11 protein-coding genes are annotated in these 13,191 nt (G+C 40.8%); all 11 read right to left on the bottom strand.

The window, feature by feature from the left end:
- Nucleotides 1-45: 45 nt before the first annotated feature.
- Nucleotides 46-1,008, bottom strand: a complete 963-nt coding sequence (locus C7Y70_RS10115) for a flagellin (RefSeq protein ID WP_135474816.1) — start codon at nucleotides 1,006-1,008, stop codon at nucleotides 46-48.
- A 164-nt stretch (nucleotides 1,009-1,172) separates the two neighbouring features.
- Nucleotides 1,173-2,141 carry a flagellin gene (locus C7Y70_RS10110; protein WP_135474814.1) on the bottom strand — a complete coding sequence of 323 codons (969 nt, stop codon included), beginning with the start codon at nucleotides 2,139-2,141 and terminating at the stop codon, nucleotides 1,173-1,175.
- Nucleotides 2,142-2,562: 421 nt separating this feature from the next.
- The gene (locus C7Y70_RS10105; RefSeq protein WP_135474812.1) at nucleotides 2,563-3,525 is read right to left on the bottom strand and encodes a flagellin; all 963 of its coding nucleotides are present in this window, start codon (nucleotides 3,523-3,525) and stop codon (nucleotides 2,563-2,565) included.
- 346 nt (nucleotides 3,526-3,871) lie between these two features.
- Nucleotides 3,872-5,104, bottom strand: a complete 1,233-nt coding sequence (gene flgL, locus C7Y70_RS10100; protein ID WP_135474810.1) for a flagellar hook-associated protein FlgL — start codon at nucleotides 5,102-5,104, stop codon at nucleotides 3,872-3,874.
- 2 nt (nucleotides 5,105-5,106) lie between these two features.
- On the bottom strand, nucleotides 5,107-7,113 hold the full coding sequence (gene flgK / locus C7Y70_RS10095; protein ID WP_135474808.1) for a flagellar hook-associated protein FlgK: 2,007 nt from the start codon (nucleotides 7,111-7,113) through the stop codon (nucleotides 5,107-5,109).
- Between the two features lies 1 nt (nucleotide 7,114).
- Entirely contained in the window at nucleotides 7,115-8,083 is a 969-nt protein-coding gene (gene flgJ, locus C7Y70_RS10090) for a flagellar assembly peptidoglycan hydrolase FlgJ (protein WP_135474806.1), read from the bottom strand.
- Nucleotides 8,084-8,232: 149 nt separating this feature from the next.
- A complete protein-coding gene (locus C7Y70_RS10085) occupies nucleotides 8,233-9,327 on the bottom strand; it encodes a flagellar basal body P-ring protein FlgI (RefSeq protein ID WP_135474804.1) in 1,095 nt (364 codons plus the stop codon).
- A gap of 12 nt (nucleotides 9,328-9,339) precedes the next feature.
- Entirely contained in the window at nucleotides 9,340-10,023 is a 684-nt protein-coding gene (gene flgH, locus C7Y70_RS10080; protein WP_099296781.1) for a flagellar basal body L-ring protein FlgH, read from the bottom strand.
- An 18-nt stretch (nucleotides 10,024-10,041) separates the two neighbouring features.
- Complete coding sequence (gene flgG, locus C7Y70_RS10075) at nucleotides 10,042-10,830, bottom strand: flagellar basal-body rod protein FlgG (protein WP_099296782.1); 789 nt, start codon at nucleotides 10,828-10,830, stop codon at nucleotides 10,042-10,044.
- A gap of 21 nt (nucleotides 10,831-10,851) precedes the next feature.
- Complete coding sequence (locus C7Y70_RS10070) at nucleotides 10,852-11,616, bottom strand: flagellar basal body rod protein FlgF (protein WP_099296783.1); 765 nt, start codon at nucleotides 11,614-11,616, stop codon at nucleotides 10,852-10,854.
- Nucleotides 11,617-11,773: 157 nt separating this feature from the next.
- Nucleotides 11,774-13,141: a flagellar hook protein FlgE gene (flgE, locus tag C7Y70_RS10065; RefSeq protein ID WP_099296784.1), complete on the bottom strand. Its 1,368-nt coding sequence runs from the start codon at nucleotides 13,139-13,141 to the stop codon at nucleotides 11,774-11,776.
- Nucleotides 13,142-13,191: the final 50 nt, after the last annotated feature.

Below are 13,191 nucleotides of genomic sequence, written 5' to 3'. Positions count from 1 at the left end.
AAGCCATTATCGAACTAAAAGCCCAATAATGACTTATTAAACCAACTAACCCAATAGCGACAAAGCTACCTGTGGACGCTGGTTTGCTTGACTTAAAATTGATTGGCTTGCTTGTTGTAATATTTGAGACTTAGTCAAATTAGCTGTTTCAGAAGCGAAATCTGTATCTTTAATACGTGATTTTGCAGCGCTTAGATTCTCAGCAATATTTGATTGGTTACGTATAGTTGATTGGAAACGGTTTTGAACAGCACCTAATTCAGCACGCTTTTTATCAACCACAGCAATCATAGCGTCCATACCAGCCATAACCGCTTGCGCATTTGCTTGTGAAGATACACTAATACCACTGGCTGTAAATACGGTAGCAAAATCATCATTATCTGCTGATGCACCTACCTGCGAGCTAATAGTTCCTGCAGTTGTACTTAAGGCTTCACCTGTTACAGCACTTGCAACACCTGCAATACCTGACATAGTAAAACCATTGTTAGCAACTATCGAATTAGCTGTACCACCAATGTCTTTCATACTAAAGCTAATATTCTGAACCGCATCAGCCCCTACTTGGAAGTTAGCAGAGTAACTGCCATCAAGTAAATTCTGACCACCAAACGTGGTGTCTTCAGCTACACGATTAACTTCTTCAGATAAAGAACGAATCTCTTCTTGAATAGCTAAACGGTCTTCATCAGTGTTTGAACCATTTGATGCTTGTTGTGCAAGTGTACGAACACGTTGGAACATTGAAGTAACTTCGTCAAGCGCACCTTCAGCTGTTTGCGCTAATGAAATACCATCATTTGCGTTACGGTTACCTTGGTTCAAGCCACTAATTTGCGATGTTAATCGATTAGAAATTTGCATTCCGGCCGCATCATCTTTCGCACTATTGATACGAAAGCCTGATGATAGACGTTGGAATGACGTATCAAGCTGGTTACCAGATTTCATTAACTGGCGCTGTGCGTTCAATGAACTCACATTTGTGTTTACATATAAAGCCATAATAGCCTCCGCTTTATCATTTTAAATAGAACATCAGCGGGATACCCCTACCCTGCTGAAATTCCAGACTTAGAGTCCTAGATTTTTAGTTCTCTAAATCTGTTATCGTCAGATAAAGTGAAAGCTTTAGCTTTATTTGATATTTTTTTATACTAAACTCTTTTCTAGCCTTGTAACAAACTCAAAGCTGCTTGAGGTCTTTGATTCGCCTGGCCTAAAATAGTTTGGCTTGCTTGTTGTAAAATTTGGTTTTTAGTCAAGTTTGCAGTTTCCATAGCAAAGTCAGCATCTTTAATTCGTGATTTTGCAGAAGCTAAATTTTCAGAAATGTTCGCCTGATTTCGTATTGTTGACTGAAAACGGTTTTGGACCGCACCTAGCTCTGCACGTTTTTTGTCTACCACTGCAATTAACGAGTCCATGCCAGCAAACACTGCCTGTGCATTTACCTGCGAAGATACGCTAATTCCCGCCGCAGTGAAAACAGAAGAGAAATCAAGAGTCGTCGCAGCTGTAGTACCGTCTATTGCACTTACACCAGCAGCAAGAGTAGACATTGGGCTGCCACCTACAGCAGATGCAACCCCTGCAACGCCAGAAATTGTAAATCCACCATTCGCAATCAGTGAATTAGCAGTTCCACCTACATCCTGCATGCTAAAGCCAATCGTTTGAACTGCATCAGCACCAACCTGAAAACTGGCTGAGTAACTACCATCGAGTAGGTTCTGACCACCAAATGTTGTGTCTGTTGCTATACGATTTACTTCATCAGATAACTGACGAATTTCTTCTTGAATAGCTAATCTATCTTCATCAGTGTTGGAACCATTAGATGCCTGTTGAGCGAGAGTTCTAATACGTTGGAATGTAGAGGTTATTTCATCCATAGCCCCTTCAGCCGTTTGCGCTAATGAAATACCATCATTTGCATTACGGTTTCCTTGGTTCAAACCTAAGATTTGTGATTGTAAGCGATCGGAGATTTGTAAACCTGCAGCATCATCAGCAGCACTATTAATACGAAGACCTGATGACAATCTCTTAAATGAAGTGTCAAGATCATTACCCGTTCTTTCTAGCTGTCTCTGTGCATTTAAAGCACTTACATTCGTATTTACAAATAAAGCCATAATAAACTCTCTTCTTATCTGTCAAAGTTAAGTCACCTTTATTTAGGTGATTTTTGACAAAGTGACTCGTCACAGAGGCAAACCTTAATGTTGCCGAGGCAAAAAACTGCCACTTTGCAGGTTAGTTAATAAACTTACTAAGGTAACAGCAAGGTTCAGGCCAATATTTTCTGAAAAGAGAAAAGGCCCCTGAAAGGGGCCTTTGGAAGATAAGTTTGAGAGTGGGTTAACAAAGCAAGAAATATGGCATAATTCATGCTTTGTATTTCATGTTCTACAAATGTTAGAACGATTCGAATGGATTTTTGGCGCCTCCGCTTTACAATCCTTCTATAGCGCCTTTGTTAATACCCCATTAGACAAAGGCGCTTTTTATTTTAAGTCAATAAATTGACTCATCTTTACTCATTAAAACAAATTATTAACCTAGAAGACTTAATGCAGCCTGTGGACGCTGATTAGCCTGACTAAGGATTGTTTGGCTTGCCTGTTGTAGAATCTGCATTTTAGTTAAATTAGCCGTTTCTTGAGCAAAGTCAGTATCTTTAATACGTGATTTCGCAGCACTTAAGTTTTCAGAGATATTCGATTGGTTACGAATTGTTGACTGGAAACGGTTTTGTACAGCACCCAGTTCAGCACGTTTCTTATCAACAACTGCAATTAATGAGTCCATACCAGCCATAACGGCTTGTGCGTTTGCTTGCGAAGATACACTGATACCGCTTGCAGTGAACACTGCCGCAAAATCATCATTATCTGCTGATGCACCAACCTGTGTACTGATTGTTCCAGCAGTTGTACTAAGCGCTTCGCCAGTAACAGCACTTGCAACACCTGCGATACCTGACATGGTAAAGCCGCCATTTGCCGCGATGGAGTTAGCAGTGCCACCCACATCTTGCATACTAAAGCTAATATTCTGAACTGCATCAGCACCGACTTGGAAATTAGCAGAGTAAGTACCATCTAATAAATTTTGACCACCGAAAGTGGTATCTTCTGCAACACGGTTAACTTCTGACGATAAAGAACGAATCTCTTCTTGAATTGCTAAGCGGTCTTCATCGGTATTTGAACCATTTGATGCTTGTTGTGACAAAGTACGAATACGTTGAAACATTGATGTTACTTCATCAAGCGCGCCTTCAGCTGTTTGTGCTAATGAAATACCATCATTTGCGTTACGGTTACCTTGGTTTAAACCGTTAATTTGTGATGTTAAACGGTCTGAGATTTGTAGACCAGCGGCATCATCAGCAGCACTGTTAATACGAAAACCTGACGATAAACGTTGGAATGAAGTATCTAGTGCATTACCAGAGTTATTTAATTGTCTTTGTGCGTTTAACGCGCTAACATTTGTGTTTACATATAAAGCCATGATGTCTCTCCCGAAGTAAACTTATCATTTACTCTCAAACTTACTTAAATTAAGCAGTGGTTGTTGTTTACAACGCTTTGCTTGGTTAATTAAGTTATCGGTCTACTCGAAAAATCCTTTAGCTTTTTTTTAATTTTTTTTAATAAAATACATAAACAACTGAATATATTGCATTTTATTTTTGTTAATTTAGTCATTTATCCTAAGCCATAAATCCAAACCTAGTAAAATTGCTAGATAGAAAATTAATCTGCCTTAGCATTAAAATATTAGTAATCAATAGGGTATGAATTTAAATGGTAGGAAAAAACAGAGTAAGGCAAGCTTTTGCCTTACTCTAGGGAAATTATAGATAATCAAATAAAGAAAGGTTAGCAAGTCGGCCAAAGGTTGCCTGTGATGCTTGCAAAGATGTTTCCTGCTTTGTCAGTTCCGTTATCGCTTCAGCCATATCTAGCTCAACTAAATCAGCACGAGATGCTTTATTATTAACATCAAGGTCGCTATTCGATTGTGTTATTTTCTCAGCTGTATTTAATCGCCCACCTAAACCGGCTTGTGTCAAAGAGACCTTATTCTTACCATTATCTAATTGCGTCATGGCATCAGCTAATACTTGTTCATAGTCTTGCTGACTGAGTGTAGGATCTGTTAAACCTGCAATGAGGTCTGTTAGGGTATTTAATATGTTCTCTTTTTGCGGTGCTTCAAGGGTAAAATCGACTTGCCCTGTAGCAGTGGGACTTATGTCAATTTCCATCCCTGCAAACTTAATTTGAGAACCTTCAAAATTACCGGTTTCAATTACAGTGCCTCCTTGCTCGACTTGATAGGTATTTGGTGTACCAGCAGTCGTTATAACATTAAAAGTATTAGCACCTGCTACCGCACTTGGGTCTGCGTTGTAATTAGCTTTGTGAAATGAATCAAATACTCCTTGTTCACTCACATATATTTTCGCACTTGTTATACCACCTGAAACTACACCATCATTTGATGCAACATTTAATCGTGCGTCAACATTTTCAAACACATCAAAACCGTTATCGCTGGATTTAATATCAACCCCTGCGGCAACCTTAATTTTATGCTGACCTTGGTCACCACCATATTCATACTTTCCGTTTGATGTATTAAATGAATATGTCTGTGTATTGTCTTGATAACCGGAAAAAATATATTTCCCATCTTCCGTTTTTGCATTCATCAAATCCAACACGCCACTTTGTATTGCTTTTATCTCCTCTGCAATACCTTCGCGGTCTATATCCGAATACGCACCATTACCCGCTTGAATTGTTAGCGTGTGAGCCTTTTCCAAAGAGCCTTTTATATTATCAAGCACACTTTCTTGCGTAGTAAGTCGGCTGGTTAACATAGTAATATTTTTACCGTATTGCTCATTCGCTTGAATACGGTCAGTGTAGAGTAATGCTCTTGCAGTAGCAGCCGGGTCATCAGAAGCTGACAGCACACGTTTTTGTGTATTTACTTGCTGCTGTGCTTTGTTTACATTTTGTTGGTTATCCAAAATATTGTTTATACTATTTTGGAACATTAGATTATTAGATAAACGCATACTTACCTCGCAGCACTAAGTAGTGTGTCAAAAATTGTTCGGGCCGTTGATAATACTTGCGCTGATGCGGCGTAAGATTGTTGAAAACGTAATAGGTTCGCGGCCTCTTCATCTAGGTTTACACCCGATAACGATTCGTACCACGCTTCAGATTGCTGGGCTAACGCATCAAACGCAGCGCCATTTGTTATTGCTTGATTAGTCACAACGCCGATATCTGTTACTAAACCCGCATACGCTTCATTAAACGTTTTTAAGTTATCAGCGGTTGCTGAAGTGACAACATTTTGACGAACTAATTCGTCCCCCTGTAATCCAGCGAGCTTTAGTCCGTTACGGTTATCATCAAAGCCACCTTCGTTAAATTCTAATGTAAAGGTATCCCCTACCGCAGGTACACCTTCAATATTAAAATCGAAACCATACGAATCATAGGGCGCACCGGCTTGCGCCAGCATATTTTCTGCCGGCGGCGTAATTGTAAACGTAGTAGAACCATTGCCATCAGTTACTGTATATTCATTCGCATTTGCAGTTTTAACCAAGCTAATATCACCATTTGCAAGTGCCGGCGGTGTCGCCGTAAAGCCACCTGATGTAACACTGGTGACTGTACCTGGTGATATGTTGGCACTGCCTGTGTTGTTGATATCATCTGCAGTTCTGACTGGTGAGGCAAGTGCCAGTGCATTTGGTCTATCTGTGGCAAGCTCTAATGTTGATGCCGCTTGTGAGTTAAGCTTCAGTTGAAATTGATCCCCCACATTCGCCGCGCCACCTGCTACCTCTATTTGTAAACCATAAAGTTCAATACCGGGATTGGTTGTGGAATCAATAACACCACCAACAATATTCGCTGTAGATGGGCTACCTAGAGCCTCACCTTTATTATCTATCGCTTGTATTTCAACCGTGTTCGCAGCAGTGTAAGTAATAATAAAGTCACTTGCTGGTAATTCACTCCCTTTGCCAGGTTCAACAGTACCTGTCATGGTTGATGTAGATGTATTAGCTTGGTATGCAAAGGCATCAACTTTAGGTACGGTAAAAATGTCTCCGCCAAGTTCACCATCGCCATCCATTCCTAATTTATTTTGTTCATTAAATGCATCTGCAATCGCCAGCCCCATTTGACCCAGTTGGTTTTGTGCAGGTACGAGTATGTCATCACGAAAGGCCAACAAACCACCAATTTGTCCTTTAATCGCGTCCGCATCAATTTCAAGCGGCACAGCTTTGCCACCATTCACATCAAGCCGCAGCTCTTTAAAGTCAGGATCAGGGTCTCCCGTCATAGAAAACAGGTTAAATGTACCCTCTTGCATAACAAGTGATTCGCCTGTGCCCATAAATAAAAGCTTTTCACCATTTTGGCCATCAAGCGTTTCAATATCTACCAGCTCCGACAACTCACGAATAGCTAAGTCGCGTTGATTGTAAAGTGTGCTAGAACTACTTTCACTGCGTGTACCGTGTACTGCTGCAATTTGCTTATTCAATGCGCTTACATTTTGGATCAATGTATTCGCTTCATCTGAGAATATTTCAAGCTGTTCATTAACAACATTTTTTTGGTCAAAAACAATACCTGACAAGCGGTCCATCTGCTCGATAAGGTTTTCAGCATCCGTCATCACCAATGATCGGGCAACGCTGGAGGAAGGCTGATTAAGGCTTTCTTGTACATTATTAAAAAGCGAGTTAATACTTGTAGAGAGGCTGTTAGACTCTTCAGAAAATAATGTATCTACACGACTTGCCTCAGTGACAAATTGGTCGAAGAACGCTTTGTTTGATGTATCACGGTTAAGTTGTTTTTGGGCAAACTCATTTAAAAGTCTAAATGTTTCACCACGGCCAACTTGATTGTCGACCATGGTCATATGCTCTGTACTTTCTCTTACATAGCCTTTGGTATTTACATTAGCAATGTTTTTACTGGTCGTTTGTAGCAATTCAGAATTTGCTCGAACACCTGAATTAGCAATGTTTAATAAATTAAACGACATGTTAGTTTACTCCTTGGCGAACCAATGTAGCTGCCAGTGATTTAAGATCAGATCTGTTGAGAACCTGCTTAATTTTATCAGCGTAATTGGGGTCAGTTGCATAGCCTGCTTTTTGTAAGGAATCTAAAAAGGCAGCAGGTTTTGCTGTATTGTCGAGTGCTTCTTGATAGCGTGGATTTTCATTTAAAAAATCGACAAAATCATTCACACTGTCTTTAATTGAGTCGTAAGCCCTAAAGCTTGCTTGTTTTTTTACTGGCATACCTTGTTCAAATTCAAGCGTGACTTTGCTAGCTTTGGCACCATCCCAGCTGCGATCTGACTTAATATTGAACAGGTTGTTACTGCTACTGCCATCCGCTTTGTTAATAATATGCTTACCCCAACCAGTCTCAAGTGCAGCCTGCGCAACCATTACGGCAGGATTTAATCCTATTTTTTCAGCTGCTGATTTTGCATGCTCCCACACGGTGCTAATAAATGACTCTGCATCATCAAACGCCCCTTCGTTTTTATCATATGCTTTCGTTGCGATATCATTTTTGTTTGTCAGTGAATCATTCGACACACCTGATGCACGTTTATCGCTGGTAAAATTATCAACCGAGCGAAGTACCGAGCCTGGGGTGAACTTTTTCCCATCAGGAGAAAGCTGCTGAACTATTAAATCAGCAAGACCTAAAGAACCATTTGAAGACAACTCCACTGAGAGTTGTTGATCATGCATCTCTTCAAAAAACTTTACGCCGCTTGAATTAAATGGGCTGTTTTTATCCTCAAACGCATCATTAGCTTTACGCATACTTTTAAGCAGCATCTGCGTAAAAATAGATTCAAACTGTGCAGCGGCTTGTTTTAGCGCATCTTTGGAAGTGTCACTAGAGGCATCACTTTTTAAGGCACTTTGACGTAATGAGTCTAAGTTCCCTAAATCAAAAAAGTTTTGCTTATCGAGGTGATTAGTATCCATCAGCTTTTTGACACAATAATTAATAATGATATTAATAATGCAATATTTGCGCCAAAGCTAAGAAAGAGTGGGAAGTTGAGGAGTCTAAAAACTTAGATTGATAGAGCACGTCACTCCCTTAGTTTTCAAAACTAAGGGAGTGCCTAAAACTAAATAACAACGAGTTGGCCATTAATAGCACCTGCTTCTTTGAGTGCTTCAAGAATTGCCATCAAATCACCAGGAGCGGCGCCAACCTCATTAATTGCTCTCACTAAATCATCAAGGCTTACACCTGGGTTAAATACAAATGCACGTGAGTCATCTTCATTAACATCAATAATTGTTTGATTGGTTACAACCGTTTCACCCTCGCTTAATGGATTAGGTTGCGATACATTTTGTTGCTCCGCTATCGTAACCGTAAGCCCACCATGGGTAATAGCCGCAGGTTGTAACTTCACATTTTTACCAATAACAATGGTGCCCGTTCGTGAGTTAACAATAATTTTAGCCGACGTATCAGCAGGCTTGAATTCTAAATTTTCAAGTGTTGATAAATACGCCACGCGTTGAGATGCGTCACGAGGCGCTAAAACACGGATAGAAGCAGCGTCAATTGCTTGAGCACTGTCAGGGCCAACTAAATCATTAATTGTCTGTTCTAAACGTTTTGCGGTAGTAAAATCAGGGCGATTTAAATTAAACGTAATGTAATCACCTTGCATGAAAGGACTTTTAATTGCCCGCTCAATAATTGCGCCATTTGGAATACGGCCAACTGTTGGTGTATTGATTACAACTCGGCTGCCATCGGCTCCTTCTGCTCCCAAACCGCCTACAATCAAGCTGCCTTGTGCTATTGCATACGTATTACCGTCAACCCCCTTAAGGAATGTTTGCAGTAATGTACCTCCGCGTAAACTACCAGCACTACCAATTGACGACACAGTTATATCAATCATTTGGCCTGGCTTTCTAAAAGGAGGAAGCTCTGCATGTACAGCCACCGCAGCAACATTTTTTATCTTTGGTTTTAAATTACTAGCCATAGTAATACCAAAGCTATTTAACATGGCTTTAAAGCTTTGTTCAGTAAAGCGGCTTTGCTCGCCTGTGCCCGGTAAACCAACAACCAAGCCATAGCCTATTAACTGATTTGCTCTTACACCTTCAACCATTGAAACGTCTTTAATGCGCTCTGCAGCGGCACCAAAATGCCAACAGAGTAGGCAAATACTTAAAAAAACTTTAAAACCGTTCATAACCACTTTCCTTTAAAAAGGGAATAACGCACTACTGAAGAACTGAGTTAGCCAGCCGGCGCTTTGTGTCTCTTGCATTTGTCCTTTACCAGAGTATTGGATACGTGCGTTGGCAATTCGATTTGAGGTCACCGTGTTATCGGCAGTTACATCTTGAGGCCTTACAAGCCCTTCTAAACGGATAAATTCTTCACCCGTGTTTAATGTAAGCCACTTTTCACCACGGATAACTAGATTACCGTTAGGTAAGACACGCATCACATTGACAGAAATATCACCAAATAAGCTATTAGATTGATTCGACTTTGAATCCCCTGTAAATGAGGAGTCCGAACCAACACCAAATTGAATACTTTCATTGCCAATATTGACTGGTAAGCCACCAAGACCAATAACAGGGTCTAAGCTGGCATTACTTTCTTTATCGGTTTCTGTTTTCGCCGCTTTCGATGCTTGCGTCGATTCTTGAAGCTTAACAGTGATTATATCGCCTGTTCTTAAAGCTTTTTTATCTGAGTAGAGATCATTGGCTGAATAGGTGTCAAATAATGACCCTGTAGGCACAATTTGTTCTGTAACTGGCTCTGGGTACATTGGCGCATAGTAAGGATCGTCTTGAACCACATGGGTATTTTGTGTCGTTACACAACCACTCAATAAACATGCACCACTTAAGGCAATAATAAAAGTACGCATCACATAACCCCTTACACTTTAAAGCTGTTGGTTAACATAGCTAAGCATTTCATCAACCGCTGAAATCACTTTTGAATTCATTTCATAAATACGCTGTGTTTCAATTAAGTTCACCAGCTCTTCTGTCACGTTAACATTCGATGTTTCAAGTGAACCTTGTACAATTGCGCCTAATCCATCAATGCCAGGGTTACCTTGAACTGGTGCGCCACTAACAGCCGTTTCGGTGTAAAGGTTTTGCCCAACTGGCTCAAGGCCTGATGGATTAATAAAGTCACTGATTGTCAACTGACCTATAACCACATTATCTGGTTGGCCTGCGATACTAACTGAGACTTCACCATCTTGTGACACCGTAATTGATTGTGCATCGTCAGGTACGTTCATTTCTGGTTGCACAGGGAAACCAGCACCTGCTGTAACAATTCGACCATCTTCATCGGTGGTAAATTGGCCATTACGAGAATAAGCAATATTTCCGTCAGGCTGAAGCACTTCGAAAAACCCAGGGCCTGAGATCATCCAATCCAATGAGTTTTCAGTAGTAAGCATGTTACCTTGAGAAAAGTTCTTTTGGTTTGCGACAACTTTTGCACCGGCACCAAGCATTAAGCCAGATGGCATTTCGGTATCTTGCGATGAACGCCCACCAGGTTGGTTTATATTTTGATAAAGTAAATCTTCAAATACTGCACGGCTTTTTTTGTACCCTATGGTACTGGCATTGGCTAAGTTATTTGAGATCACCGATATATCGGTTTGTTGGGCATCTAAGCCCGTTTTACTGATCCACAATGCAGGATTCATACTAATGTCCTCTCAATTAGGTTAAACAATGCGCAGCAACTGGGTATGACGTTCGTCAATTTCTTCTGCTGTTTTCATTAACTTAAGTTGTAATTCAAATTGGCGTTGATGGCTTATCATATCGACCATTTCATGCACTGGATTCACATTAGACATTTCTAACGTGCCACTCATAACTTTGACGTTTTGCGATATTTCACAAAATCCACATAGGTCATCAACTAATTTATCTTGCTTTGGTCTAAATAGACCGTCATTGCCTTTTTCTAGCTGGCTGTTATTAGCTTCAATAACTTTTAGACGATCAACCACCTCTAAAAAGTTTGCCGGCGCCCCTTGGGGCCTTACTTGAATTGAGCCATCATCACTAAACTCCACCTTTTCCACTGGCAATGGCAAAATAATGGGACCACCGGCGCCAACTACTTGGCGTCCGTGACTCGTTACTAACGCACCATCTGGAGTGATATTTAACGTCCCCACTTTAGTGTAAGCTTCATTGCCTGAAGCATCTTGAACGGTTAACCAACCTTTATCACTAAATGCAATATCAAGGTCTCGGCCAGTTTCAACAACGCCGCCCGAAGTCATGTTAGAACCTGGTCGTTCTTGCATAGAAAACACACGTGTAGGGAGGCCTTCACCAAATGCTTGCATTGACCTTGCTTGTGCAAAGTCGGCCTTAAAGCCTGTGGTGTTAGCATTTGCTAAGTTATTTGCTTTGAGCGCAAGGCCCCGCATACTCTGCTTAGCCCCTGACGCTGCAATGTAAACCATCTTATCCATAACATCGACTCGCGATAAAAATCTATATTAAGTATAAATGCAAAATAAGTGCCACAATAATTTGACACCACCTTTATTAAATCTAAGATACAAAAAAGGCTGCCATAAAGGGCAGCCTCGGTGTCGGATTATTGCAATGCAGTAAAGCGCTAAGCTATTAACGAATCTGCAAGATATTTTGTTGTAGTGTAGAGTTAACCTCTAGTGCACGTGAATTTGCCTGGAAGTTACGCTGAGCACTAATTAGATCTACCAGTTCATTAGTCAAATTCACATTTGATTGCTCTAGCGCTGATGAATTAATTGAACCTAACGTACCTGAACCTGGCTCACCAGCAATTGGCTCACCTGACGTTAAACTTTTCTTCCATGCCGTGTCACCCACTTGTGCTAAACCTTGTGAGTTAGAAAAACGAACCATAGCCACTTGGCCTAAGAAAGAAGTGTCACCATTACTGTATGACGCAACAACCTTACCATCTGTACCAATATCAATACCTGCCAAGCGCCCAACTGTCGCACCATCTTGGTCAAGCGCTTTCACTTCAAAGTTACTCGCATACTGGGTAGGGATTTTATTCGCAGTACCCGCTTCATCACGCCAATTTACTTCAACGTCATCAGGGAAACTAGCACCGTTCGTCAATAAATCTGATAAACCCGCTACACCGCCACCGCCGCCAGGGATCGCTATCGGATTGAAAGTAGTATCTGTATTAGGTGTACCGTCTGTGTTTAATGGTAAACCGCTGGCATCAAATTGAAAGGTAGAAATTGGTGTATATGGAGGGGCTGTTTCTTCAGCACCTGCTGGATTAAACACTTTCTCATCGAGTGTTGCATGAACTTGCCACTCATTTTCGTTACCTGTCACAGCGGCATCGGTTTTCACAAAGAAAAACTGCAATACATGCGGCTCACCAAGTGAATCAAATACTGTTGTTGATGTTGAGCTGTTGTATGATGCACTCACCGTAGGGTCAAAAGTCGTAATTGATGGCGCAGTTGAACGCGAGTCTAGATTAAATGAGCTGTAAACGTTTGTTGTTGCACGAGGTGAACCTGACGAATCTGGGATCTGTAGTGCAGAAGACGTACTTAAACTTACCGACGTCGTGTCACCCGTTGATTCATTAACAGGGAACCCCTGCAAAAAGTTACCTTTAGCATCAACGATAAAGTTATCTTGGTTTAACTTAAATGCACCCGCACGAGTGTAAGTAAAATCCTGTGCGCCTAAGTCTTCACTCATGGCAAAGTAACCTTCACCTGTAATCGCTAAATCAAGCGAGTTTTGAGTAAACTTAAGTGACCCTTGGTGAAATTGTTGCGCAACCATAGTGGTTTGAACACCATCACCATTTTTTGTTTTACCCGAACTAAATACAGATGATGCATACACATCTGCAAATTCAGCGCGCGACTCTTTAAAACCAGTTGTGTTAACGTTAGCAATGTTATTTGCTGTTACGTCCAAATCTTTTTGAGCGGCTGCAATGCCTGTAAGTGCAATATTGAAGCTCATAATTCACCTCTAATTTATGAATGTGTAGCCGAAAGAAGGCTAACTAATAA

Origin of the sequence: Pseudoalteromonas sp. KS88 (assembly GCF_004766475.1) — a bacterium.
Taxonomy (GTDB): domain Bacteria; phylum Pseudomonadota; class Gammaproteobacteria; order Enterobacterales; family Alteromonadaceae; genus Pseudoalteromonas.
This window is presented reverse-complemented; position numbering and strand designations above follow the sequence as displayed.